The 24,116-nt window shown below is 71.6% G+C and carries 23 protein-coding genes and 1 tRNA gene; 8 read left to right on the plus strand and 16 right to left on the minus strand.

Annotated features, from left to right (window positions below):
• Positions 1-47 precede the first annotated feature (47 nt).
• Both A4R25_RS25730 and A4R25_RS25735 read left to right on the plus strand, forming a co-directional pair.
• Positions 48-536 (plus strand): CU044_2847 family protein, encoded by a 489-nt coding sequence (locus A4R25_RS25730; RefSeq protein WP_231915636.1) that lies wholly within the window; start codon positions 48-50, stop codon positions 534-536.
• Positions 537-551: 15 nt separating this feature from the next.
• Complete coding sequence (locus A4R25_RS25735; RefSeq protein ID WP_064448373.1) at positions 552-4,655, plus strand: WD40 repeat domain-containing protein; 4,104 nt, start codon at positions 552-554, stop codon at positions 4,653-4,655.
• Here the strand turns inward: A4R25_RS25735 and A4R25_RS25740 are convergent, their stop codons facing one another.
• Complete coding sequence (locus A4R25_RS25740) at positions 4,656-5,570, minus strand: NADP-dependent oxidoreductase (RefSeq protein WP_064448374.1); 915 nt, start codon at positions 5,568-5,570, stop codon at positions 4,656-4,658.
• A gap of 115 nt (positions 5,571-5,685) precedes the next feature.
• Here A4R25_RS25740 and A4R25_RS25745 point away from each other — a divergent pair, with 115 nt between their 5' ends.
• Positions 5,686-6,114 (plus strand): helix-turn-helix domain-containing protein, encoded by a 429-nt coding sequence (locus A4R25_RS25745; RefSeq protein ID WP_043327477.1) that lies wholly within the window; start codon positions 5,686-5,688, stop codon positions 6,112-6,114.
• 278 nt (positions 6,115-6,392) lie between these two features.
• Complete coding sequence (locus A4R25_RS25750) at positions 6,393-7,877, plus strand: endo-1,4-beta-xylanase (protein WP_064448375.1); 1,485 nt, start codon at positions 6,393-6,395, stop codon at positions 7,875-7,877.
• Positions 7,878-7,960: 83 nt separating this feature from the next.
• Here A4R25_RS25750 and A4R25_RS25755 read toward each other — a convergent pair whose 3' ends face one another.
• The 4 genes from A4R25_RS25755 to A4R25_RS32180 form a co-directional block, all read right to left on the minus strand.
• A complete protein-coding gene (locus tag A4R25_RS25755) occupies positions 7,961-8,479 on the minus strand; it encodes a cupin domain-containing protein (protein WP_064448376.1) in 519 nt (172 codons plus the stop codon).
• A 93-nt stretch (positions 8,480-8,572) separates the two neighbouring features.
• A complete protein-coding gene (locus A4R25_RS25760; RefSeq protein WP_307189068.1) occupies positions 8,573-9,229 on the minus strand; it encodes a class I SAM-dependent methyltransferase in 657 nt (218 codons plus the stop codon).
• 336 nt (positions 9,230-9,565) lie between these two features.
• On the minus strand, positions 9,566-9,793 hold the full coding sequence (locus tag A4R25_RS31925) for a hypothetical protein (protein WP_043327471.1): 228 nt from the start codon (positions 9,791-9,793) through the stop codon (positions 9,566-9,568).
• Entirely contained in the window at positions 9,790-10,215 is a 426-nt protein-coding gene (locus tag A4R25_RS32180) for a hypothetical protein (RefSeq protein ID WP_373888018.1), read from the minus strand. Before A4R25_RS32180 ends, A4R25_RS31925 begins: the two co-directional genes overlap by 4 nt.
• A 416-nt stretch (positions 10,216-10,631) precedes the next feature.
• Here A4R25_RS32180 and A4R25_RS25775 point away from each other — a divergent pair, with 416 nt between their 5' ends.
• The gene (locus tag A4R25_RS25775) at positions 10,632-12,053 is read left to right on the plus strand and encodes a helix-turn-helix domain-containing protein (RefSeq protein ID WP_064448378.1); all 1,422 of its coding nucleotides are present in this window, start codon (positions 10,632-10,634) and stop codon (positions 12,051-12,053) included.
• Here A4R25_RS25775 and A4R25_RS25780 read toward each other — a convergent pair whose 3' ends face one another.
• From A4R25_RS25780 to A4R25_RS25790, 3 genes are all read right to left on the minus strand, one after another.
• A complete protein-coding gene (locus A4R25_RS25780; protein WP_064448379.1) occupies positions 12,054-12,620 on the minus strand; it encodes an NUDIX hydrolase in 567 nt (188 codons plus the stop codon).
• A gap of 184 nt (positions 12,621-12,804) precedes the next feature.
• Positions 12,805-13,041, minus strand: a complete 237-nt coding sequence (locus A4R25_RS25785; protein ID WP_064448471.1) for a type II toxin-antitoxin system Phd/YefM family antitoxin — start codon at positions 13,039-13,041, stop codon at positions 12,805-12,807.
• A gap of 95 nt (positions 13,042-13,136) precedes the next feature.
• Positions 13,137-13,208, minus strand: a tRNA-Lys gene (locus A4R25_RS25790).
• 131 nt (positions 13,209-13,339) lie between these two features.
• Here A4R25_RS25790 and A4R25_RS25795 point away from each other — a divergent pair.
• Complete coding sequence (locus A4R25_RS25795; RefSeq protein ID WP_064448380.1) at positions 13,340-13,639, plus strand: hypothetical protein; 300 nt, start codon at positions 13,340-13,342, stop codon at positions 13,637-13,639.
• 37 nt (positions 13,640-13,676) lie between these two features.
• The gene (locus A4R25_RS25800) at positions 13,677-14,759 is read left to right on the plus strand and encodes an NAD-dependent epimerase/dehydratase family protein (RefSeq protein ID WP_064448381.1); all 1,083 of its coding nucleotides are present in this window, start codon (positions 13,677-13,679) and stop codon (positions 14,757-14,759) included.
• Positions 14,760-15,234: 475 nt separating this feature from the next.
• On the opposite strand, the gene A4R25_RS25805 is transcribed toward A4R25_RS25800, so the two are convergent.
• The 5 genes from A4R25_RS25805 to A4R25_RS25825 form a co-directional block, all read right to left on the minus strand.
• On the minus strand, positions 15,235-16,386 hold the full coding sequence (locus tag A4R25_RS25805; protein WP_064448472.1) for a hypothetical protein: 1,152 nt from the start codon (positions 16,384-16,386) through the stop codon (positions 15,235-15,237).
• Positions 16,387-16,504: 118 nt separating this feature from the next.
• Positions 16,505-17,254 carry a ZIP family metal transporter gene (locus A4R25_RS25810; RefSeq protein WP_030500687.1) on the minus strand — a complete coding sequence of 250 codons (750 nt, stop codon included), beginning with the start codon at positions 17,252-17,254 and terminating at the stop codon, positions 16,505-16,507.
• A 39-nt stretch (positions 17,255-17,293) separates the two neighbouring features.
• On the minus strand, positions 17,294-18,493 hold the full coding sequence (eis, locus tag A4R25_RS25815; RefSeq protein WP_064448382.1) for an enhanced intracellular survival protein Eis: 1,200 nt from the start codon (positions 18,491-18,493) through the stop codon (positions 17,294-17,296).
• A 52-nt stretch (positions 18,494-18,545) separates the two neighbouring features.
• Entirely contained in the window at positions 18,546-19,265 is a 720-nt protein-coding gene (locus A4R25_RS25820) for a PP2C family serine/threonine-protein phosphatase (RefSeq protein WP_013283512.1), read from the minus strand.
• A 93-nt stretch (positions 19,266-19,358) separates the two neighbouring features.
• Entirely contained in the window at positions 19,359-19,922 is a 564-nt protein-coding gene (locus A4R25_RS25825; protein ID WP_064448383.1) for a helix-turn-helix domain-containing protein, read from the minus strand.
• Between the two features lie 57 nt (positions 19,923-19,979).
• Between A4R25_RS25825 and A4R25_RS25830 the strand changes: the two genes are divergently transcribed.
• Positions 19,980-21,194 carry a benzoate/H(+) symporter BenE family transporter gene (locus A4R25_RS25830; RefSeq protein WP_064448384.1) on the plus strand — a complete coding sequence of 405 codons (1,215 nt, stop codon included), beginning with the start codon at positions 19,980-19,982 and terminating at the stop codon, positions 21,192-21,194.
• Between the two features lie 7 nt (positions 21,195-21,201).
• On the opposite strand, the gene A4R25_RS25835 is transcribed toward A4R25_RS25830, so the two are convergent.
• From A4R25_RS25835 to A4R25_RS25845, 3 genes are read right to left on the minus strand one after another with little or no spacing between them, the layout of a single operon-like run.
• Positions 21,202-23,106 (minus strand): GGDEF domain-containing phosphodiesterase, encoded by a 1,905-nt coding sequence (locus tag A4R25_RS25835; protein WP_064448385.1) that lies wholly within the window; start codon positions 23,104-23,106, stop codon positions 21,202-21,204.
• Positions 23,093-23,716 carry an RNA polymerase sigma factor gene (locus A4R25_RS25840; protein WP_104112727.1) on the minus strand — a complete coding sequence of 208 codons (624 nt, stop codon included), beginning with the start codon at positions 23,714-23,716 and terminating at the stop codon, positions 23,093-23,095. The genes A4R25_RS25835 and A4R25_RS25840 overlap by 14 nt, the downstream gene beginning before the upstream one ends.
• A complete protein-coding gene (locus tag A4R25_RS25845; RefSeq protein WP_064448386.1) occupies positions 23,713-24,006 on the minus strand; it encodes a hypothetical protein in 294 nt (97 codons plus the stop codon). Before A4R25_RS25845 ends, A4R25_RS25840 begins: the two co-directional genes overlap by 4 nt.
• Positions 24,007-24,116: the final 110 nt, after the last annotated feature.

The raw sequence follows: 24,116 nt of genomic DNA on the forward strand, positions 1-24,116 counted from the left end.
ACAGGGCCGCGTAGTGGATCTCCAACGGTCCTGCGTGGACGCCTCGATTGAAACGCCTGTTCGGCGGCTTCGGCGCGGTCGGTCGACCCGACCATTGCGAAATGACAAGGACAGCGGGCAGCATGGCAGACCGGCGCGAGGGCCGGAGTTCTGCTCCGCCGCGAACCCTCCTGCCTGTTCTCCAGAAATACGTCACGGAGGTGACCGTGCAGTCTGAGGTGGTCCGCTACCAGGTCGACGACGAAACGGTTGCCTTGATCGAAGTCGAGCCGACACCCGGTTTCCAGCCCGCAGGCTTCGGCGACGTCGCCGGCTGGGTACGCGAATCCGCGGCACCGGCGGTCGCCGCCGCCCGGGAATTGCTGGAACAGGTCAAGACCGTCTCTCCCGACGCGGTGGAGGTGCGCTTCGGGATCAAGGCCACCGGCACGGCGAGCTGGGTGGTGGCGAAGGCGACCGGAGAGGCGAACTTCGAGGTCACCCTCGCCTGGCAGCCGGACGGCCCCACCGATCGCGGTGCCGGTCCACGGCGCTGACGGACGGCTCGGCCCGTGACAACGGCCCCGGACGAGAGCTCGTGGGCGGTTGCCCTGCACCGTGAGGCGGATCCGCACACGGCACTCGGCACCGGCATCGTCATCGCCGCCAACCTGGTGCTCACCTGCCACCACGTGGCGTTCGCCGCCGACGGCACCCTCCGCCCCGATCTCACTGTCGCCTTCCCGCGCGCGCCCAAGGTCGCCTACTTCGACCGGCGCAAGGTCCGGCGGTGCCGGCACGACGGCATGCCGGCGGCGCACGTCGACGTGGTGGTGCTCGAACTCGTCGAGCCGGTGCCGGCGACCGTCACCCCGGCGCGGCTGCGCTGCCTCGCCCCCAAGCCGCTGCTCGACCGCCCCTTCTGGGCGTACGGCTTCCCGGCCGGGGTGGTCGGCGGCCTGCAGGCGACCGGTTCCGTCGTCGAAGACGGCGGGTACGGCCGCGTCACCATCGACAGCGGCGCTGCCGGGCCGCTCAGCAAGGGGTTCAGCGGGGGCGCGTTGTGGTCCCCGGAGTACCAGGCGGTGGTCGGCGTCGTCGTCACGGCCGACGGCAAGGGCAAGGGGCAGGCGGTGACGCTGCACCACGTCGACGAGCAGGTGCCGGCGATGACGTTGGGCGCGTTGTCGGCCTGGCGGGTCGAGGATGCCGACGACGCCGCGCTATCGGCCTGGGGGTGGACGTTGAGCACCGACGGTGAGGCCGGCCGGCACTGGCTGCCCCGGGCGCGGGGCGTCGCCGTGGACACCGAGGGCGGCGCGCGGTTCCGGGGTCGTACGGCCGCGCTCCGGCGGATCGTCGACTTCATCGACGGGAAGGCGCCCGCCACCCGGCCGCTGATCGTCACGGGTTCGCCAGGCGTCGGCAAGTCCGCCGTCCTGGGCCGCGTGGTGACCACGGCCGACCAGCAGATCCGGGACAGCCTGCCGGGCGGCGACACCGCCGTACGGGCCACTGTCGGCTCGGTGTCCTGCGCCGTACACGCCAAGGGCAAGACCGCGCTGGAGGTGGCGCTCGAGATCGCCCGGGCGGCCGCCGTCGACCTGCCCGGTGCGCCGGCCGATCTGATGCCGGCCGTGCGGGACCGGCTGGCGCGGCGTCCGGCTCGCTTCGCGCTCGTCATCGATGCGCTGGACGAGACGGCCGACCCCGGTCAGGCCCGGCAGGTCATCGACGACGTCCTGCTGCCGCTGGCCCGGGAGTGCGGCCGGTACGGCGTGCGGGTGGTTGTCGGCACCCGGCGCGGCGACGACCGGGGTGACCTGATCGCCTGCTTCGGTGATCCGGTCGAGCTGGTGGATCTGGACACACCGGAATACTTCGCCGGGGCCGATCTGGTGAACTACGCCCTGGCGACCCTGCGACTGCTCGGCGCGGAACGGCCGGGCAACCCGTACAGCGACTCGGCGGCGGCTATCCCGCTGGCGCGCCGGATCGCCGAGCTGGCGAAGGGAAACTTCCTGGTGGCCGGTCTCGTCGCACGGGCACACGCGCTGCGCGACATCGAGCCCGTCGACCCGGCTTCGGTGTCGTTCAGCGCGACAGTGGCCCATGCGCTCGACTCCTATCTGGCCGGGCTGCCGGCTGCCGGCTCGGCCTCCGCCCGGCTCGCCCTCACCGCCCTGGCGTACGCCGAGACGCCGGGTCTGCCGCTGTCGCTCTGGCGGATCGCGGTGACCGCGCTCGGCGGCACGGTCACCGAGGACGAACTCCTCGCGTTCGCCCGTACGTCGGCGGCGAACTTCCTGGTCGAGACCGGTGGCGGCAGCCGGCCCGCGTACCGCCTGTTCCACCAGGCCCTCAACGACGCGTTGTTGGACGGCGCGTCACGCCGGGACGACCAGCGACGGCTGGTCGCCGCCTGGGCGGACCTGGCGGCCGAGGTGGGATGGGCCTCGGTGCCCGACTACCTACGGCGCTCCCTGCCCCAGCACGCCTCCCGCGCCGGGCTCGTGGAGCGGCTCCTCGCCGACGAGGGCTACCTCCTGCACGCGCACCTGGAGCGGTTGCTCTCGGTCGTCGACATGGAGAGACCGCTGGAGCCGCTGTCCCGATCACGGGTGCGGCTGCTGCACCGGACGCCGCTCGCTGTCGCGGCGGCACCGGCCGAGCGCGCCGCCCTCTTCTCGGTCGTCGACCGGCTCGACGGACTGGGCAGCGGGATCGAGGCCGACGGCGCGCCGTACCGTGCGCGCTGGGCGCACACCCCGCCCCGGCAGGAGCGCAGCGTGCTGGACGGGCACTCGCAGGCCGTCTACGACGTGGCGGCCGTCGAGCTGGACGATCGGTGGTTGCTCGCCTCCGCCGGTGACGACGGCACGGTCCGGCTCTGGGACCCGATGACCAACCAGGCCGTGGGAGTCTTCCCGTGTCACAACGACACGATCCGCGGGCTGTGCGCTGTCCGTACCGGCGGCGGCGAGACGCTGATCGCCACCGCCAGCCACGACGGGACCGTCGGCCTGTGGGATCCCCGGACCGGCCAGCGTCGGCACGAACTGAGCGGGCACGACGACTGGGTCCGCAACATCTGCGTCATTCCACTGCCGGACGGCGACCTGCTCGCCTCGGCCGGCGACGACCGGACGGTCCGGATCTGGGATCCGGTGACCGGGACGCAGCGCTACGCGTTGACCGGACACTCGGGCTGGGTGACGGCCGTGACGTACGTCCCGTCGGACGGCCGGCACCTGCTCGCCTCCACCGGCTTCGACGGCGTGGTCCGGGTCTGGGAGCCGACGGCCGACACGCGCCCGACGCTGACCCTCACCGGACACGTCGGCTGGGTGACCACGCTCTACGCCGTTCGAGCGCCGGGTGGCACGTTGCTCGCCTCGGCCGGCTACGACGGCACGGTCCGGCTCTGGGACCCGCAGAGCGGCGAATGCGTCCACGTCCTTGCCACCGGTGGACCGGTCACGGATCTGTGCACGGTCGAGGTCGACGAGGGCTGTCTGCTCGTGTCGACGGGTGAGGACGGGCTCATCCGGGTCTGGGACGTGCCGACGTGGACGAGCCGGCCGAGCCTGCGGGGGCACGCGAGCTGGATCCGTGCGGTCTGCGAGCTGCGTACGGCGAAGGACCGGATGCTGGCGACGGCGGGTGACGACGGCACCGTGCGGCTGTGGGACCCGGCCGGCGGCCGACCCGACACCGTCGCCGAGCGGGACCGGCTCGGGCCCGTGCACAGCCTCTGCGCGGTCCCTGACGAGCGACCGGGCCTGGTCGCCTCCGGCGGTGCCGACGGCCGGGTGCGGATCTGGGACGCCGCCACGGGCGAGCGGCTGCGGGAGATCCCGACACCCGGCGGGCCGGTGAACGCGATGTGCGCGGTCGCCGACGTCGAGGAGCCGCTGCTCGTCACCGCCCAGGACGACAACACGGTCGGAACCTGGAGTGTGCGGCACAGCGCCTTGGTGGGGGAGATGACCGAGCACCACGCTCCGGTGGCGGCGGTCTGCCCGATCGTCATCGGCGGTGAGACGCTCGTCGCGTCGGCCGGCGACGACCAGGCCATCCGGCTCTGGCACCCGCAGACCGGCACCGTGCGGGCGGTCCTGCTCGGGCACGTCACCCGTGCCTGGGTGACGGCCCTCGCGACGGTTCGGTGGCCCGAGGTGGAGGCGCTCGCCTCGGCCGACAAGAGCGGCACGGTGATGCTGTGGGGCGGTGGTGACACGCCGGTCTGGACCCGGCAGGGACATCAGGACGCGGTCACCGCGCTCTGCGGCCTGGTCGTGGCGGGTCGCCGGATGCTGGCGTCGGCCAGCGCCGACCACACGATCCGTCTGTGGGACGCCGAATGGGGTGAGCCCGTGGACGTGTTCACCGGCCACACGGCTGCCGTAACCGGGCTGAGCCTGGTGCGGGTCGGCGGGCGGGATCTGCTCGCCTCGACCAGCCGGGACCGGACGGTGCGGATCTGGGACCCGTCCACCGGACGGGCGCTGCACACCATCCCCGTCTATCACCCGGCGCTGACGTGCTGCACTGTCGACGGAACGTTGCTCGTCGGTCTGGATCAGGGCCTGCTGGCGTTGGACGTCGACGGCCGGAGCGACCTGCCACCCGAGGCCGCGGACCGTGCGGTCGCTCGGGTGGCGGTGCGCTGCTGATCAGGGGCGCAGCACGTAGCGTCCGCGTACCCCGCCCTCGGCCGCCTCCCGGTGGGCGTCCGCCACCCGGTCCAGCGGCACCACCGCGTGCACCCGCGCCGGCAGCTCACCGGCGGCGGTGCGGGCGAGCAGGTCGGCCAGGCGTGTCCCGTCGGCGTGCACCTCGACCGCGCGCACCGTGACACCGCGTTCGGCGGCCGGGTGGGCGTTCGGCCGGACCCCGACGAACACGCCGCCGTCACCTACCAGCGCGAGCCCTCGGTCCTGGAGCGCCGCGGCGTCGGCGACCGCCTCCCAGCCCGGCTCGGCGGCGGTGGTGAAGTCGGCGCCGAGCCCGCGCACGAACTTCTCGTCCCCGGCCCGCGCCAGGCCGGTCACCCGCCATCCCCGGTCCCGGGCGAGCGGCACGACGTAGCCGCCGACCGCGCCGGCGGCGCCGGTGATCAGCAGCCGGCCGCCGGCGGGCGGGTCGCCGAGCAGGTCGACGATCTGCGCCGCGGTCAGGCCGTTGAGCGGCACTGTCGCCGCCGCCACCAGGTCCAGATCATCGGGTACGACCGCCAGGTCGGCGGCGGGTACGACAAGCTGCTCGGCGTACGTGCCGAAGTCGCGGTCGAACCCGCCGACCAGGCCGGCGACAGGGGTGCCGACGGCGAGGTCGACGCCCGGCCCGGCGGCGGCGACGACACCGGCGAAGTCCCAGCCCAGGCCGGTGTGGTGCGGCTGGTGGATGAGCCCCAGCGAGTGGAAGAAGCCGCTGACGACGCCGAGGTCGGCCGGGTTGACCGGCGCCGCCGCGACGTCCACCCGGACCTCGCCGGGTCCCGGCTCGCGCTCCGGAACGTCGATGATCTCGATGGCCTCGGGTCCGCCCGGGGTGCGGACGACTGCGGTGCGGAAGGTACGCGTACCCATGGTTCTGTCTCCTTGTTCGTGAGGGATGCCCTGCTCCACGATGGAGGGGTAACTTTCCATCGGGGAGTACGCACTTCGGAGTGCGTTGGGTACCCCCGGGTAGGAGGCGCGGACGATGCCGACGCAGACGGCGGCGGAGAAGCGGGCGCAGGCGCGGGAGGAGTACGACGCGTTCCTCGCCGGCTGCCCGAGCCGGCAACTCCTGGACCGGATCTCCGACAAGTGGGTGGCGCTGATCCTGGCCGCGCTCGGCCGCGACGGGCCCGACCGCAACGCGGAACCCCGGGTCATGCGCTACTCCGAGCTGTCGCGGCGGTTGGCCGGGGTCAGCCAGAAGATGCTCACCCAGACGTTGCGCTCACTGGAACGCGACGGCCTTGTCACCCGCACCGTGACGCCGAGCGTGCCGGTGACTGTCACCTACGAGCTGACCGACCTCGGTCAGTCGCTGCACCAGCTGATGTACGGCATGAAGCTGTGGGCCGAGGCGCACATGGACGAGGTGCACGCCAACCGCGAGCGGTACGACGCCGCCGGTCACTGACCGGATCTCCGAAACTTTCGGTCGTGCTCGCGCTTCTCGGCGCCCTTCGCTCGCACGGTCATCCATGGACTCCCGCGCTGATCAGCGGGTTGAGTCCATGTTCGCGTCGACATCGACATTGACCGATCGTGCCGTCGCGGATATCTTCCCAGGGAAGTTACCGGTACATCTTCGAAAAGTTTCAGGGCAGTGACGCGGGGGTGGGCGCACCGCCGGCTCCCACCCGCGTCAAGCCGGGCATCGCCAGCGCATCATCGTCCGATATGCAGAGGAGTGTCATGAAACATCTACCGAGGCGCAGCCACCGCGTGGTGCTGGCCGCCGTCAGCAGCGCGCTGGCTCTCGCCGGCGCCGCGCTCGTGGTGCCCACCATTGCCCAGGCGGCGGCGAGCACGCTCGGTGCCGCCGCGGCACAGTCGGGCCGCTACTTCGGCACCGCCATCGCGGCGAACCGACTGGGCGACTCGACGTACAGCACGATCGCGGCGCGTGAGTTCAACATGATCACCGCCGAGAACGAGATGAAGCCGGAAGCGCTCCAGCCCAACCGGGGCCAGTTCAACTTCTCCTCCGGCGACCAGATCTACAACTGGGCCACCCAGCGCGGTCTCCAGGTCCGCGGCCACACCCTCGCGTGGCACGCGCAGCAGCCGGGCTGGATGCAGAGCCTGAACGGCAGCAACCTGCGTCAGGCGATGATCGACCACATCAACGGCGTGATGGCCCACTACAAGGGCAAGCTGGCCGCGTGGGACGTGGTGAACGAGGCGTTCAACGAGGACGGCAGCCGCCGCAGCTCCAACCTCCAGGGCACCGGCAACGACTGGATCGAGGTCGCGTTCCGCACCGCGCGGGCGGCCGACCCGTCGACGAAGCTGTGCTACAACGACTACAACATCGAGAACTGGTCGTACGGCAAGACGCAGGGCGTCTACAACATGATCAGGGACTTCAAGTCCCGGGGTGTGCCGATCGACTGCGTCGGTCTGCAGACCCACTTCACCGGCGGCAGCTCGTTGCCGGGCAACTTCCAGACCACGCTGCAGAACTTCGCCGCGCTGGGTGTGGACGTGGCGCTGACCGAGGTCGACGTCACGAACTCCTCGACCAGCCAGTACGCGGGTCTGACGCAGGCGTGCATCAACGTGCCGCGCTGCATCGGCATCACGGTGTGGGGCGTGCGTGACAGCGACTCGTGGCGTTCCAACGAGAGCCCGCTGCTGTTCGACGGCGGAGGCAACAAGAAGGCCGCGTACAACTCGGTCCTCAACGTCCTCAACTCCGCGTCGCCCAACCCCACGCCGACCGCGACCGTGTCGCCGACCGTGTCCCCGACCGCCGGGCCGACCGGCGGACCGACCACGCCGCCGCCGACCACCGGCGCGAGCCGGATCGTCGGCAACCAGTCCGGCCGGTGCATCGACGTGCCGAACTCCTCGCAGAGCAACGGCACCCGGGTGCAGCTCTACGACTGCCACGGCCAGACCAACCAGCGGTGGACCTACACCTCCAGCCGGCAGCTGACCGTGTACGGCTCGATGTGCCTGGACGCCGCCGGCTCCGGCAACGGCTCGGCGGTCCAGATCTACAGCTGCAACGGCCAGACGAACCAGCAGTGGAACGTCAACTCCAACGGCACCATCACCGGAGTCCAGTCCGGCCGCTGCCTCGACGTCTGGGGCACCGGCAACGGCCAGCAGGTGCAGATCTACGACTGCAACGGCCAGGCCAACCAGCGGTTCCAGCTCGTCGCGACGAGCTGACCTTCGCGTACGGAAAACGGCTCACCGTCGTGGTCTCGGCCACGGCGGTGAGCCGCTTTCGTGGTGCTCGCGTGCTGCCGGTGTCAGCCGATCAGCAACTCCGTGCGGTAGTCGGCGGCCAGCGCGGCGGCCCGGTTCCGGCGCTCGGCCTGCTCCTCCTCGGTGAGAGCCGGCGGCGGCGAAGTGGGGCCGTCCACCCGGTCGCCCACCTGCAGGAAATACTCGTCCTGCCCGGCCGGCGTGCACATGCACAGCAGCCGCGCCGGCTGGTCGAAGGAGTTGCGGAAGAAATGCGGCGCGTTCGCCGGAATGTTCACCGTCTCCCCGGCCCGCGCGACGGTCTGCTCGCCCCGGAACGTGAACTCCACCGCCCCGTCGAGCACCGTGAACATCTCCTCGAAGTCGTGCCGGTGCGGAGGCGGCCCACCACCCGGCGGAACCCGCATGTCGATCAGGCAGTACCGGCCGGCCGTCTGCTCACCGGTGACCAGGATCGAGTAGGTGCCGCCCGCGATGGCGAGGTGCGCCAGGCCGGGGTCGTCGGGCCGGGTGTGGACGAGGGTACGGGTCGGATCGTCGGACGGGATCGCACCGCTGGCCATCGGCTCTCTCCTCGATCGTCGGTCTGCGGATCGATTCCCCTCATAGCCATCCGGCAAGCTGCTAAACCTGGGGCGCTGCCCGTGCTGGGACCGTCATGTCGGGCGGCGGGCGACAACCGCCAGGGCCATGCCGAAGAACTTCAACGGCGAGCGTTCGATCGCGTCGGTCACCGGCCGGATGCGACGCCCGAAGCGGGACCTGTCGAACGGCGGCATGATGTAGTCCACCGCTACCGGCTCCAACCCGGCCCGCCGCAGCTGCGCGGACAAGCCACGGGCGGTGAAGGAACGGGCGTCGGCGAGCCGACGGTGCAGCGGCACGATCCACGGCAGGAACGGGCCCCGCGCCGGCCGGTACCGCCGGCCCCGGATCAGGAAGCCGTGCGTCTCGAACGGGAACCACCGGTTGGGCGTCGTCAGCGCGAACCGGCCGCCGGGCACGAGCACGCGGTGGACCTGCCGCAGGGCGGCATCCAGGTCGTCGATGTGCTCCACCACCTCGATGGCGGTGACCAGGTCGAAGCTGCCGTCCGGGTAGTCCAGCTCGGTGGCGGACAACTCCCGTACGTTGATCTTCCGGGCCGCCGCCGGATCGCCGGCCAGCCGCTCCCGGAACAGCTCCAGCCGATCCTGCTGGATGTCCACGGCTTCGATCTGCGCGAACGCGTCGACCAGCCGCATCGTGTACGTGCCGTCCCCGCAGCCGATCTCCAGTAATCGCCGGCCGGTCAGCGATGTGTGCCGGCCCAATGTGCCGAGCCTCTTCGCCACCCCACGCTCGCCGAATGCGCTGCCATGCCCCAGCCCCAGATTGCGATTCGTATTCATCATGGTCGCTGACCATAGACCTAACGAGCGTTAGCGTGGGGGCGTCGATCGACAGGCAGTGCCGGCTCTGGCCGACCCCTCTGGCGTCCCGATCTCCGACACCGGAGGGGCCGGCGCGTACGCGGTCGTAGTGCCGGGAACACCGGCACCGCCCGACCAGGTGCCGTCGGGATACTGAGCGGTGACGACATAGGGCGCGTTGCCGACGGGGAACTCGAAGTCCGTCACGGGCGAGAACTCACCCTCCGTCGGCCGGACCTAGTCGGCCTGCCTGGTCCAGCCGAGAAAGCGGCGGTGCAACACCCCGGCTGGCGTCCACGGCATGTCCTCAGTGGCTTGGACCAGGTAGGCGCCGAGGTAGAGGGCCAGTGACACGGGAGCGCGGTCATACTCCGCGCGCAGCTCGCGTTTCCGTGTCGGGCAGGGCCAGGGCAGATCGCAACCTCCGCAGCTCCAGACCGGCATGACCGGGCCGTGGGTGGTCACCGCACACCCTCGAGGAAACGGGTGGTGATCGTCCGCGCCTGTCGGCTGGTCGCCCATTCCACCTGCCAGCAGGGGTACGGCGACAGCCGCGACCACCAGGCGCGGCAGCCGGTGCACATGCCGTCGAACCCTCGGACATGCACAGCCAGGATCGCCTGCTCCAGGTCGTCCTTCACGACGCGTCCTCTCCCGGCCAGTGGCCACGATTGATAGGGATTCGGTGCCGGGCGCGGCAGGGCAGATCCGCTCCGCATCGGCAGATCCGCCGCCACTTCCGCCAGCACCAGACAGGGCGGTGCCTCCGGGCGAGAGTGAGGGCCGTCGCGACCAGGTACTCCTCGTACGAGACGTGTCGTTCTCTCGGAGTCGTCCGGCCCGCCCTTCGGCTCATCGCTGCTCTGCCGCGTCCTGCGCCGGCTCACGGTTGCCTTCCGGTCGCCCTAGCTGCGCTGCCAGGTCGAGTAAGCGCTGTCGCGCTGCCGCGCGCTCGGCGTCCTGGTGCCGCTGCCCTGTTCCGTGCGGTGATGCCGGATCGGGTTGCCGGAACAGCCATCGCACCAACGGACACAGGCGACCCCGGATAGTCACGAGCCCGTCCTGTCGTGCAGGGTCGGGAAGGCGAGCCTGACCGGCGGCTCAGAGCCGTAGACGAACATCCCGCCCGGCGAGTCGTCGACGTCGAAGTCCATGCCGGAGACGGTCCCGCCGAGTGGGGTGCGGTGACCATGTCGACCGGTCATGTCACGGTGACATGAGCGGACTCGACCCTGCCCGTACACCGACCGTAGGCTCCTGACTGACCACCATGGGTAGTCGTCTGACGACGCTGGGAGCCGTTGTGCTGCTGGAAAATCTCCGGATACCCGACGACCTCTGGTCGCGCGAGGACATGCACAAGGCTCTGGCGGCCCGCGACATCGGTGCCGTGTTCCGGCTGCTCGCTCGGCACACCGGCGCGAGCCAAACTCGCATCGGTGCGGCTGTCGGCCTGGAGCAGGGCTACATCAGCCGGATCATCGCCGGCCGACGGGTGACCTCGATCGACGTGCTGGAGCGGATCGCCGACGGCTGCGGCATGCCCGACGAAGCTCGAATGACGCTGGGCCTCGCGCCCTGCCTGCGGTCATATCGCCCGGCCATGGCGGATCACTCCCTCGGTCGGCACAGTGCCGTGCCGGCCAACCGGTCCTGGCGCGAGGACGTCCGGGCCGCCGCGCAGCTATGGGAAGGCGATGTGAACCGTCGAGACATGCTTCGCCAGACAGTGTTCAGCTCCACCGCGTACACCTTGCCCGCCCTACGCTGGTTCACCGCCACCACGGCGCAGCCCGTCGAGCAGGAGGGCCGACGAACGGTCGGTCAACCCGACATCGACACGATCCGGCAGATGACCGCCACTTATCGGCGACTCGACAACCAGTACGGCGGCGGGCATGCCCGCGACAACGTCACCCGCTTCCTGCACCACGAGGGGGCGCCCCTGGTGACCGAGGGCCGGTACGACCCGGCGACCGGCCGCAGACTGCTCGCTGCTGCTGCTGAACTGACCCAGCTCGCCGGGTGGCAGGCGTACGACATGGCTGAACACGGCCTCGCCCAGCGGTACCTCACGCATGCCCTGGACCTCGCCCGAACGGCCGCCGACGCCGGCCTTGGTGCCGAGATCCTCGCCGCGATGAGCCATCAAGCCACCTACCTCGGGCACGCCGCCACCGGGGTCGACCTCGCCCGCGCCGCCCGGCAGACAGCACAACGCGCCGGCCTCACCGCGCTGACTGCCGAAGCGCTGGTCATGGAAGCGCATGCCCACGCTGTCGCCCTTCACGAACGCGACTGCGCGACCGCGCTTCACCAAGCGGAGCGAACCCTCGACCGAGCGGACCGCAGCAGCGATCCTCAGTGGCTCGGCTACTTCGACGAGGCGTACCTGTCGGCCAAGTTCGGCCACTGCTTCCACGCGCTCGGTCAACACCGCCGAGCCGAGCGCTTCGCCGCTCGCTCACTCAAGATGGACGAGCGCTACGTACGCGGCAAAGCCTTCAACCTCGCCCTGCTGGCCAGCGTCCACGCTCGCCACGGCGAGCCGGAACGTGCCAGTACCGTCGGCGCGGAGGCGCTCACCCTGACCACCCAACTGCGGTCGGCTCGTGCCGTCCGTTACGTGCGCGATCTGCAGACCGGTCTGGCACCCCACCGCCGCAAGCCGGCAGTACGGCAGTTCATCACCCGGGTCGACGCGGCGCTCGGCCAGCGGCGCTGACTACAGCTCACCCCGAGCCTTGCGCGCCATCAGCTCCAACACGGCGATCACCGTGCCGGCACCCACGATCTCTCCCTCGGAGATGAGTTGCCGCGTCTCCTCCAGCGGAACCCAGGCCACCCGCTCCGTCTCGTTGACGTCCACCGGAGCACCGGTGTACTCCGCGGTCCGGGTAAGGAACAGCAAGTTCTCCGCGTCTGCGGTTGCTACCCAAGGCTGAAACGACACCATGGGCTCCACGGCGCCCGGGCGCCAGCCGGTTTCCTCCTCGACCTCGCGGATCGCGCAGGTCGCCGCGTCCTCGCCCTCATCGACGTAGCCGCCCGGCAGCTCCCACACCCACCGGTCGAACACGAACCGGTGCCGCCGCATCAGCAACAGGCGCTCCTGGCCGTCGAGCACGGCAACCATGGCCGACCTGGGCGCCCGGATCACGTACTGCTCGAAGCGCACCCCGTCCGGAAGCTCCACATCCGCGATGCTCAACCGGGAGCGTCGGCTGCCGTCGACAAGTCGCTCACCGTGAATCGTCCAGCGCGTCGACCTGCTAGCCAGTTCCTCCGTCACACGGCCAGTATCCGACCAGCGGTGCCGGGCCGCGGCCCGCGGCGCCCGCGACTCGGCTCGACCCCGGAGGACCCGGGAGACGGTATGTGGTGGGCCGGCAGGGCTTCGAACCTTGCATCACGTCCGCGATGAGGCCGTTGATGAGCTCGACCAGCTTTTGGCCCGTGTGGCTGAGGTACTGGTTCTAGTCAGCCGCGTCGTGCTTCTCGAGCTCCTCCATCGAACGGCGCAGCGCGGCGGCGTTGGCCGGGCTGCGAAAGAGGTACTCGGTTTCCTTCATCGCTTCGTACTCGGCAAGCGGGACGATGACCACCGGTTCGTGGCCCGAGCGGGTCACCACCACTTCCTCGGCGTCGTTGATAACGCTGTCGAGTTCAGCGGCCAGGTTCAGCTTTAGCTGGGTGAAGTTGACGGTCCGCATGACCACCTCCAAAGTAAGTGGTCCGCGTCTCGCCCTGGTCGAACCGCTGAGCCAAGATCGCGCCCACGCAATGGGGCCGCTGAGCTGCAAGAGAGTGGGCCGCCAGGGACTCGAACCCTGAACCTATGGATTAAAAGTCCACAGCTCTGCCATTGAGCTAGCGGCCCGCCCGCTCAGGTTACCGGAACCCACCCGCCCTAAGCTCGCGGCTTCCACCGCTTGTCGATCTTCAGACCCGAACCAGGCGACCTGTCAGACGCGAGGCGTGAACCTCCCCGCCCGGGGAACCGAGGCAACCATGCGAGTGACCAGCACCGCCGCCGTCGCGGCCTCCCGCGAGGTCCCAGGCGCCGACGGCGTACGCCGGCCCGGCGGTGAGGTGCACGCCTGGCTGCCGGGCCAGAACCAGACGCTGTGCGGGCTGCCGCTGAGCCGTACCCGCCTGCGCCGCTTCCCGCACGTGCCGTTCGACTACTCCGGCATCGACGTGCTCACCGAGGCCGATCCGGAGGGCTGGGTCTGTCCGCGCTGCCTGGCCGCCACGTCGGGTCGCCGCGATCGGGAGAAGGGCTGGGTGCGCACGAACCCCCGTCCGTGAGCGGTTGCTGCCCGGTTCAGCGGGTACCGCACCGGACATGCGCATCGTGATCGTGGGAGCGACCGGCAACGTGGGGACGGCCGTGCTGCGCCGGCTGCGGCGGGAGGCAGAAGCGGAACTGGTGGGCGTCGCGCGCCGGCTGCCCGGGCCGGACGCCGGTGAGCCGTACGCCGACGTGGAGTGGCACTCCTGCGACATCGGCGCGCCCGGCGCGGCCGACCAGCTCGTGCGGATCTTCGCCGGGGCGCGGGCGGTGGTGCATCTGGCCTGGCAGATCCAGCCCAGCCACGACCGCCGCACGCTCTACCGGACCAACGTCGGCGGCAGCCGCGCGGTGATCGAGGCCGCCGTCCGGGTCGGCGTTCCGGCCCTGGTGTACGCCTCATCGGTCGGCACCTACGCGCCCGGCCCGAAGAACCATCCGGTCAGCGAGAACTGGCCGGCGACCGGGGTGGAGACGTCGTCGTACAGCCGGGACAAGGCGGCGGTGGAGGCGCTGCTCGACGGTGTGCAGCGGGAGCACCCGAAGCTCCGGGTGGTACGGCTGCGGCCAGGGCTGATCTTCCAGCGGGAGGCTGGTACGGAGATCAGCCGCTACTTCCTCGGCCCGCTGGCGCCGGTGCGCCTTCTCCGGTACGGCCGCATTCCGCTGGTGCCGTCGAACAAGCGACTGCGGATGCAGGCGGTGCACGCCGACGACGTGGCCGACGCGTACGCCCGGGCGGTTCTGGGGGATGCGAGCGGCGCCTTCAACGTGGCGGCCGACCCGGTGCTGACGCCGGAGCTGGTGGCCCGGCACTTCCACGGCTGGACGGTGCCGGTGGCGACGCCGGTGCTGCGCGCGGCGGCGGCGCTGACCTGGCGGGCGCGGCTGCAACCGGTCGACACCGGCTGGGTCGACCTGGCGCTGAACGTGCCGCTGATGTCCAGCCACCGTGCCGAGACCGAACTCGGCTGGGCCCCGGCGGTCGATACGGTGACCGCCCTGAAGGACCTGTTCACCGGCATGGCCACGAGAGCCGGCACGGATTCCCCGCCGCTGTCCCCGGACCCGACCCTCCCCGGCCGCCCCGCAGCCCTGACCCGAGGCCACCTCCCCGGCCACCCCAACCCCTACTGATCCCACCCATCGCCGCTGCCCGCCGCCCGCTGCCCGCCGCTGTCTCCATCCGCTCCGTCCGCGGCCCCGCTCCGGCGCGCCCGCGCCTCTCGCCACCACTTCACTCCGCCCCGCCCTGCCCTGTTGATCAAGGAGTTTGTGTCACGCGCAGAGATCAACTGGGACACAAACTCCTTGATCACCGTCAGAAGGGCGGGTGCGAGGGTTGGGAGGGTGGGGCGGGCGGCGTAGGGCCGAGGGCTGGTCGGTGATCATGGAGTTAACGGGGCGACACGCCGATGGCGGGACCGTCAACTTCATGATCGACGGGCGTGGCGTGGCGGAGCGGAGCGGGGCGTGCGCGAGCTGGCTGGTCAGGCGGCGATCATGAGGTTGGCGGCGCGACACGCCGATGGCGAGGCCGCCAACTTCATGATCGGCGAGGCGAGGCGAGGCGAGGCGGGGCGAGGCAGGGCAGGGCAGGGCGGGGAGGGGGTCAGGAGATTTGGGCACCCAGGAAGAAGATGCCGGGGTGGCCCTTTGTCTCGAAGCCTCTGCTCGGGTTGCGGCGCAGCGTTGAACTGTCGATCTGCAGCGAGCCGGTGCGGTTGTTGCTGACGAAGAAGATCGCGCCGCCGCCCTCGTTCGCGCTGTTGTCCTCGATCACCGTGCCGGCGATCCGTACCGCGAACTCGTTGCCGTCGCAGTAGATCGCGCCGCCACTACCGCCACCCGGCGTGCCGCCCCGGGCCGGGTTCGCGCCGGTGCCGACCGCCCGGTTGTCGCGGAAGACGCTGTTCAGCACCGTCCAGGAGACGCCGATGCTGCTCAGCGCCCCGCCGTTGGCGCACACTCCGCCGGTGAAGGTGCTGCTCACCACGTACACCGGTTTGTTCTCGAACTGGCTGAGCACGCGCAGCGCCGCGCCGCCCAGGTCGGGGCCGGTACGGTCGCAGCGGTTGCCGACGAACCGCGAGTTGACCACCTTGAACCGCCCGCCCCGGACGAAGATCGCGCCGCCCCCGCCGCCCTCGGTCCGCTCGCCGGTGGAGTCGCCGTCGGCGAACGTCAGGTTCTGCACGGTGAGCTGCGGGTGGTCCTGGTTCTGGCAGTGCGAGGTGGTGAAGCCCTGCGCCTGGTCGCAGGTGTTCATGTAGAGGATGCGGCGCTTGCCGCCGCCGCTGAGCGTGACAGTGCCGCCGCCGTCCAGCACGATGCGCGGGCCGTGCGAGTTCACCACCTTGGCGGTGGCCTTCATGGTGATGGTGACCGGCGCGGGCCCGCAGTCGAAGGTGATGACGCCGCCGGCCGCGACGGCCTTCACCACCGCCTCGGAGGTGCAGCTCGCCGGGGTGCCGCTGCCGACGGTACGGGTCGGGCGCGAGGTGTCCACCGGACGCGCCTCGGCCGGCACGCTCGCCCGGCCCGCCGGGTTGCCGGCGCGGAACGCCACTGTGGCGGGGGTGGGGCTCGGCCGGGCGCTGCCGAGTCCGGAACGCCCGCTCAGGGAGAGCGAGGGCGACGGGGCGGCTGCCGGACCGGCCGGCGAACCGGGGTCGGCGGCGGGTGCGGGGGCCGGATCGTCGCCGCAGGCGGGCAGCGTCGCCGTCGCCAGGGCGAGGACGAGGAGAGGGACAGCCGACTTCACGCGCACCGCCCGATGCTAGGAGGCCCGGCCGCCCCGGCACGACTCCACAGCCGATCCTTAACCCGCCACTAAGCCGCAACCGCAGCGCAGGCAGCGGCCCCGGCAAAGCGCGCGACGGTCAGGCGTGGGACAGCGCGAACGCGACCAGGAAGCCGAGCACGGTGATCAGCCCGACCAGCAGGTGCGCGTCCGCGAACGCCTCCGGCACCATCGTGTCGGTGATCATCGCGAGGATCGCGCCCGCCGCGAGCGCGGTGATCGTCGCCAGCACCTCGGGCGGCGCGCCGCCGAGCAGCGTGTACCCGGCCAGCGCCGCCGCGCCGGAGATCAACGCGATGGCCGTCCACAGCCCGAACACGTAGCGCCGGGTGCGCCCGGCCTGCCGCATCCCGGCCGCGCTGGACAGCCCTTCCGGCACGTTGCTGAGGAAGACCGCGATGACGGTGACCAGGCTGACCGGGCCGCCGGCCAGCAGGCTCGCGCCGATCACCACCGATTCGGGTACGCCGTCGAGCAGCGCGCCGACAGCGATGGCCGTACCCGAGCCGGGCTGTTCCCGCTCGGAGGGCTGCTCGTCGCCGGAGCGCTTGCGGTGCCGCGCGCCGTGCCGGGCCAGCAGGACGTTCGCCCCGGTGTACGCGAGCGCGCCGATCGCCGCACCGATCACCACCGGCCGCAGGCCACCCTGCTCGTGCGCCTCGTCGATCAGCTCGAACGAGACGGCGGACAGCAGCACGCCCGCCCCGAACGCCATCACCGAGGCGGTCGTCCGGCGCGGTACGCGCGCGAAGAACCCGACGGCCGCCCCGATCAGCAGGGCCGACCCGGCGAGCAGGCCCCAGAATCCCGCTTCCAGCCATTCCGGCACGCGCTGGACCCTACCCCCGGGCGCGTGCCGCCAACCGGGTCAGAAGTCGGCGAACAGGTGCGGCAGTTCGCGGGGGAAGAGGCGGCGTAGCTCACCGGCCGCGTCCACCGGCACGTCGCCCAGGCCGCGTACGACCACCTCGGCCGGGTCGAGCACCCCGTACGCCAGGGCGGACAGCCCGGCGGCGGTGAGCCGCGCGGCCGGCACGCCGCCCTCGGCGGTGGTCTGCGCGGGCAGCACCGCCAGCTTGCCGGTGGTGCCGTCGAGCAGGTGCCGGCCGGCGAGCCAGCGGTCGCCGACCAGCTCGATCAGCACCCGGCCCACCCCGACCGGCTGGTCGGCGAGCGCGTCCAGGCTGAGCAGCCGGGCCATCGGCGCGGTCGGGTCGGGCCGGGCCACCCTCGCCTCCACCTGCACGTCGAGGTCGGTGAGCCACAGCTCCGGCAGTTCGTCCGGGGGAATCTGGACGCTGATCCGGGCCACCTGGTCGACGTGCCGGGCGAAGAACTGGAGCACCGACGCCCGCGCGTACGGGTCGTCGACGAGCAGGTCGTCGGCGTGCAGCGTGCCGGCGTGGTCGTCGATCCGGTAGGTGACAGCGCCGACCGTCTCGCCGCCGCGCACCACGCTGACCAGCCAGCGGTCGTCGCGGTCGCGCAGCCCGACCGCCCGGAAGTCCGGGAAGACCGCGAAGCCGTGCCGTTCCCGCAGGCACCGTTCGGTGTACGCGCGCCACCGCGCATAGCCGGTGCCGATCCGCTCCCAGACCAGCTCGTCGGGCAGTTCGGCGCGCAGCAGCGGCGCCAGGTCCGCGGGGGAGAAGACAGCGGTACGCCGCCGGGGCAGCCCGATGTAGCCGAAGCGCTCGTAGAACGAGGCGCGGAACGGGTGCAGCGCGCTGAGCTGCTGCCCCTCGTCCCGCATGCCGTCGAGGAGCTGGTGCATGAGCGTGCGGACGTGTCCGCGCCGGCGGGCCAGCGGATGGGTGGCCACGCCCGCGACACCGGCCATCGGCAGCACCGCGCCGCGCAGGTTCTGCCGCATCGGGATCGCCGAGACCGCCGCCGCGGTGACGCCGTCCTCCTCGGCCACCAGTGTCGTGTTCCCGGCGTTGTACGGCAGGTAGGCGCGGAACTGGTCGGTCCGGGAGGCGCCCATCGGCGAGGCCTCGAACGCGTACGCCTGGAGCGGGAAGCTGGTGGTCAGTCGTTCATCGGCGGCCAGCCGGCGGATGTGCATCCGTTCATCCCAACCGCAGCGGGCGCGCTCCGCAACCGGAAAGGACGCCGACTCACGCCTCGGTGACGTCCGAGATGACCACTGTCACGTTGTCCGGCGCGCCGGCCTGGTGGGCCAGCTTCACCAGTTGCTCGCCGCACTGCTGGCGGTCGCCGTAGGTGGCGAGCGCCGCCGCGATGGCGGCGTCCTCCACGTAGTCGGAGAGGCCGTCGCTGCACAGCAGCAGCCGGTCGCCGGGGAACACGGTGAGCGCCCCGACGGCGGGTGGCGCGTCGGAGCCCTGCACCGCGCGGGTGACCAGCGAACGCTGCGGGTGGTGGCGGGCCTGGTCGCGGGAGAGCGCGCCCTGGTCGACGAGCGCCTGCACGAACGTGTCGTCGCGGGTGAGCTGGGTCAGCTCGTGGTCGCGCAGCAGGTAGCAGCGGGAGTCGCCGACCTGGGCGAGCACCAGGGTGTCCCCGGCGAGCAGGGCGGCGGTCAGCGTCGTACCCATGCCGTCGCGGGCCGGGTCGACGGTGATGGCCGCGCGGATGCGCTGGTTGGCGGTGCTGACCACGGCGCGCAGCGCGTCGGCCGCCTCGTCGGCGCCGGTGGGCGGGGTCAGCTCGTCCAGGATCCGGATGACGATCTCGCTGGCCACCTCGCCGGCGGGGAGCCCGCCCATGCCGTCGGCCACCGCCACGAGGCGGTCACCGGCGAGGGCGGAGTCCTCGTTGTTGGTCCGGACGAGGCCGACGTCGTTGAGGATGGCCGAGCGGAGGATGAGCGTCATGAGGACAAGCTTGCCAAGAAGAACGGCTCCGCGTCTCTACGCGGTGGCGGGTCTGCTGAAAGAAATGTCATCCGCTTGCATCCTGGGTATGCGTCAACTGTCCGGTGTGGACGGTCGAGGATAACGCAGCAGCAGGCTCGCGTGGACCTCCTCCTCACCCACCGCCGCGTATGTGTGCGGCACGTCGGAGACCCACCGCAGGTAGCCGCCCGGACCGGCGGTGAGCGGGGCGTCGACCGGGCCGGCGCGCAGTACGCCGGAGAAGACTGTGACGTGCTCGGTCACGCCGCTGGAGTGGGCGGGGGAGAGCTGAGCCGGACCCGGGGTGACGCACATCCGGTACAGCTCGAAGGTCGCCTCCCGGTCACTGAAGACCTCCAGCAGCGTGGCGCCGACAGCGGCCCCGCGTACCGTCGGTGCCTGCTCGGGCGCGGAGAGTACGGCGGTCAGCGGCACGCCGAGCTGCGCGGTGATCGCGTACAGGGTCTCCAGCCGGGGGTTGCGTACGCCGTTCTCCAGGCCGGACAGCGTGGCCTTGCCGACGCCCGCGAGGCGGGCCAGCTCGGACAGGGAGATGCCCCGTTCGGTGCGGAGCGAGCGGATGCGCCGGCCGACCTCCCGGGCGCCCCGGTCATCGGGTGGTGCGGCGGCTGTCATGAGGGCTATCGTGCTACACCGTGCCGTTCCGTAAACGGAACGGCGGAGGAGGAGAGCATGGGGGGTCGGCTCCAACCCGTCCTGGCCGGCGTGGTGACCGCCCTGGTCGGCTTCGCCAGCTCGTTCACAGTCGTCCTGGCCGGGCTGCGCGCCGTCGGCGCCGACCGGGACCAGGCCGCCTCCGGCCTGCTCGCGCTCTGCGTCGCCAGTGGCGCCTGCGCGGTCTGGCTCGGCCTGCGGCACCGGCTGCCACTGTCGATCGCCTGGTCCACGCCGGGCGCGGCGCTGCTCGTCGCCACCGGACCGGTCACCGGCGGCTGGCCCGCCGCGGTCGGCGCCTTCCTGCTCGCCGGCCTGCTGATCGTCGCCGCCGGGCTGATCCCCGCGCTCGGCCGCGCGGTCGCCGCGATCCCCGGCCCGATCGCCTCCGCCATGCTCGCCGGGGTGCTGCTGCCGCTGTGTACGGCGCCCGTACGCGCCCTCGTGGAGGTGCCCCGGCTGGCCGGACCGGTGGTACTGGTCTGGCTGCTGCTGCACCGGTTCGCCCGCCGCTGGGCGGTACCCGGCGCGCTCGCCGTGGCAGTGGTCGCGATCGCGCTCACCACCTCCGGCCCGGCCCGGATGGACGCCGCGCCGGTCGTCGCGCTCACCGCGCCGGCCTGGACGCTGCCCGCCGTCGTCGGGCTCGCCCTGCCGCTGTTCCTGGTCACCATGGCCGCCCAGAACGTGCCCGGCACCGCCGTGCTCGCCGGCTACGGCTATCGGGCCCCGCTGGGCTCGGCGCTGCGGGTGACCGGGCTCGCCACCGCCCTCGGCGCTCCGGCCGGCGGGCACGCGGTGAACCTGGCCGCGATCACCGCCGCGCTGGCGGCCGGGCCGGACGCCCACCCGGACCCGGAACGGCGCTGGATCGCGTCGGTCACCGCCGGGATCGGGCTGGCGCTGCTCGGGCTCGGCGCGGGCGTGGCCACCACACTGGTGCTGCTCTCCCCGCCGGTGCTGGTCGAGGCCGTCGCCGGGCTCGCCCTGCTCGGCGCGCTCGCCGGAGCGGTCGCGGCGGCTGTGGCCCAGCCGGACGCGCGGGAGGCGGCGGTGGTGACGTTCGTGGTCACCGCCTCCGGGGTGAGCCTGTTCGGGGTGGGCGGCGCGTTCTGGGGGCTGGTCGCGGGCTGGCTGATGCTGCTGCTGTTCCGCCGCCGCGCGGCCGCGTCCCCGCCGGCCGGGTCGCCCGAGGCGGAACCCGCCCCGCCGGTTCCCAGCCGGGCCGGGTGACGACCGGTCATCCCATGGCGGTCTGCTGAGGCGGGAGCCGCAGTTCGAGTTCGATGCTCTGCACCTCCTCCTGGCTCACAGTTATCGGTTCCGGCCGCCCGATCTGGTAGCCCTGCGCGAAGTCGACCTCCGCGGCGCGCAGGAGATCGAGGGTCTCCTGGTCCTGGACGTACTCGGCGGCGACCCGGATGCCGAGCGTGTGGCACAGTTCGACGAGCGCCGACACCACAGCCTGGTCGGCCGGCGACCGGCACAGGTCGACGATGAACGCGCCGTCGATCTTCACCAGGTCCACCGGCAGGTATTTGAGCTGGGCGAGGGCGCCGTATCCGGTGCCGAAGTCGTCCAGCGCCAGGTGGCAGCCGACCTCTCTGATTCCGGTGGCGAAGGCCAGCGCCTCGTTGCGGTTCTCGATGAGCGCGGTCTCGGTGATTTCGAACGTCAGGCATTCCGGCTTGACGTGGTGCCGGTGGATCGCCCCGGTCACGAAAGCGAGCAGTCCCGGGTCGGCGAGCGACTTCCCGGAAATGTTCACCTGGTAATGGGAGGTCTGTGCCCCGCGGCCGATCAGTTCCAGAGCGTGGTCGATGACCCACTTGTCCACCGCCAGGATTTCGCCGACCCGCTCGGCCATGTCGAGAAAGGCCCACGGCGCGACCGGTTCACCGGTGTCGCTGCGAACGCGCAGCAGAATCTCGTGACGGGCCACCTGATTGAGCCCGAGATCGATGATGGGCTGGGCGTACAGGGCGAACCGGTTGGCCGAGACGGCGCGGTGAATCCGGCGGCGGCACCGGTCCGTCCGTTCCCGCTCGGCGACCGGCCGCTCCAGGACCTTGACGGCGGTGGCGTTGCGGTGCGCGTCGCGGGCCGCGTGCTCGCCGTCCACGAGAAGGTCGAAGCCGGTGTCCGGGATGTCGTTGTCGAAATGGACCACGCCGGCCGAGGTGTTGAGCCGCAGGGGCTTCTGCCGGACGCTGAACAGATGGTTCCGGAACTTGTCCACGATCCGGGCGGCCAGGGCCTCGGCCTTCCCCGCGTCGTCCCGGGGGGCGAGCAGTAGGCCCCACGAGCCGGAACCCACCAGCCCGCTGGTGACGCCGTCCCCGGCGACTGCGCGCAGGGTCCGGGCGATCTCCGCCGTCACCTGGTCGCGGTCCTCGTCGGTCAGCGCGTCGGGCAGCCGGGTGGCCGGTTCGGTCGCCACGACGATCAGGGCGCCGCCGGTGGTGCGCCGCGCCCGGTCGACCTCGTCGATCACGTACCCGCGGGTCTGGAGCCCGGTGAGCACGTCCCGGACGGCCGGGTCGGGGCCGAGCATCCGGCTGCGTACGGCGAGCCGGCGCTGCTCCTGGCGGGCGAGTTCGAGCGCGGTGATGTCCTCGCCGGTGGCGATGACGCCGACCGGCCGGCCCGCGTCGGTGAGGATCTCGAGGTGGCAGTACACGTGGCGGACGCTGCCTCCGGGCTGGACCACCCGGAAGCCGATCTCGTCGGGGCGGCTCTGTTCCCACGCCGTCCGCACCGCGGCGAGGACGCGCTCGACATCGGCGGGATGAACGAGGTCGGCGAGCGTCCGCGGGGTGAGGCGGAGCGTTCCCGGCGCGTGCCCGACGATCATCGCCATCTCGTCGGACCAGGAGAGCCGCTCGAAGCGCTCCGCGTCGCGGTCACCGGGCAGCCAGGTGACGGTGCCCTGCTTCGCCAACTGGGCGGCGCGGGTGACCCGGACGGCCTCGTCGGCGTCCCAGGTCAGGGGATCGGTGAGGTCGGTGTCGACGATGATCTTGTAGCCCTCGGCGAGGGACAGGTCGTGCTGGCTCTGCACGGTCCGCGCCACCCGGCGGGCGCGCGCGAGCTCCAACGGGCTGGGTGTGGTCTCGGCGAGCGCCAGGATGTCATCGAGATCCACGGCCGGCCCCCTGCCGCCGCTCGCTCTCCGAGCGGGTGAAGCCGGCCTTCTCGGCCAGTTCGCACAGCTCCTTCTTGGCGGCGGCCTTGTAGGAGCGGACGCTGTTCTCGGTCAGGCCGAGGACGCGGGCGATCTCCTGGTTGGAGAAGCCCTCCTTCGACATCTGGAACACCTCGGCGTGCCGTACCGGCAACTGGTGCAACCAGCCGCGCAGCGTCTCCTGCGCCTCCCACGCGTCAGCGATGTCCGAGTGGGACGACGGCGGCAGGTCCTCCGGCGCCACCGCGGCCTCCCGCAGTCGTCGGTCGTGATCCTTCAGCATCTTGAACCGCGCCGTACGGACGATCCACCCGATCGGCCGGACGTGGTCGCGGAGCTTGGACCACTCGACCCGACCGTGCAGAAAGGCTTCGTGAAGCGCGTCCTCCACCGCCTGACGGTCCCGGCATCTCGCCCGGAGAATCCGTTCCACGGTGTGGTACGAGCCTTCGGTGAATTCGGCGAACTCCCGGTCGTGAACGGCCTTCAGGCGGGCCGCCTCCGCCTCGCGCAGAGCGTCGTTGTCGTCGGGATCCGGTGTGAGAGCGGCGGTGCCCTTGATGTCTGTCACGCCGCCTCCTCGACGGGGCCGGGCTTCGACGCGCCGCGCCCGCCCAGTTCGACCTCCCGATGCCCGTCGCGATCGCGCTCCACGATCCGTACGACGTCATGGTCCGCCTCGGCCAGCCGGATCAGCCACGTGACCCGCGCTGTGGTGCGTGTTGTCGCCTCGCGTTCCTCGTTCATCCGGGCGCGGTATGCCACGTAGGCCCGCACCAGGCCCGCCACCACTGCGGCGACGGCAGTGGCCACGGCCACCACCTGATATCCGGTGAGCGGTTCCGCCAGCGCTTCGTTCATTGTTCCCCCTCGGCCCCCTTGGTTCGCCAATTACTATCCGTGGCGAGAGGCCGATGTAGATACCAGAGCGCGCGCAATGTTTTTGAAGATCAACGATCAAGTCGTTCATC

The sequence above is a fragment of the Micromonospora sp. NBRC 110037 genome (assembly GCF_001652995.1).
GTDB lineage: Bacteria > Actinomycetota > Actinomycetes > Mycobacteriales > Micromonosporaceae > Micromonospora > Micromonospora chalcea.

Bases quoted from the DNA above. Each gene is read 5' to 3' on its own strand.
- A4R25_RS25750 (WP_064448375.1), top strand. From the start codon at position 6,393: ATGAAACATCTACCGAGGCGCAGCCACCGCGTGGTGCTGGCCGCCGTC.
- A4R25_RS25825 (WP_064448383.1), bottom strand. From the start codon at position 19,922: ATGACAGCCGCCGCACCACCCGATGACCGGGGCGCCCGGGAGGTCGGC.
- eis (WP_064448382.1), bottom strand. From the start codon at position 18,493: ATGCACATCCGCCGGCTGGCCGCCGATGAACGACTGACCACCAGCTTC.
- A4R25_RS25795 (WP_064448380.1), top strand. From the start codon at position 13,340: ATGCGAGTGACCAGCACCGCCGCCGTCGCGGCCTCCCGCGAGGTCCCA.
- A4R25_RS25830 (WP_064448384.1), top strand. From the start codon at position 19,980: ATGGGGGGTCGGCTCCAACCCGTCCTGGCCGGCGTGGTGACCGCCCTG.
- A4R25_RS25740 (WP_064448374.1), bottom strand. From the start codon at position 5,570: ATGGGTACGCGTACCTTCCGCACCGCAGTCGTCCGCACCCCGGGCGGA.
- A4R25_RS25800 (WP_064448381.1), top strand. From the start codon at position 13,677: ATGCGCATCGTGATCGTGGGAGCGACCGGCAACGTGGGGACGGCCGTG.
- A4R25_RS25845 (WP_064448386.1), bottom strand. From the start codon at position 24,006: ATGAACGAAGCGCTGGCGGAACCGCTCACCGGATATCAGGTGGTGGCC.
- A4R25_RS25755 (WP_064448376.1), bottom strand. From the start codon at position 8,479: ATGGCCAGCGGTGCGATCCCGTCCGACGATCCGACCCGTACCCTCGTC.
- A4R25_RS25785 (WP_064448471.1), bottom strand. From the start codon at position 13,041: ATGCGGACCGTCAACTTCACCCAGCTAAAGCTGAACCTGGCCGCTGAA.
- A4R25_RS25745 (WP_043327477.1), top strand. From the start codon at position 5,686: ATGCCGACGCAGACGGCGGCGGAGAAGCGGGCGCAGGCGCGGGAGGAG.
- A4R25_RS25820 (WP_013283512.1), bottom strand. From the start codon at position 19,265: ATGACGCTCATCCTCCGCTCGGCCATCCTCAACGACGTCGGCCTCGTC.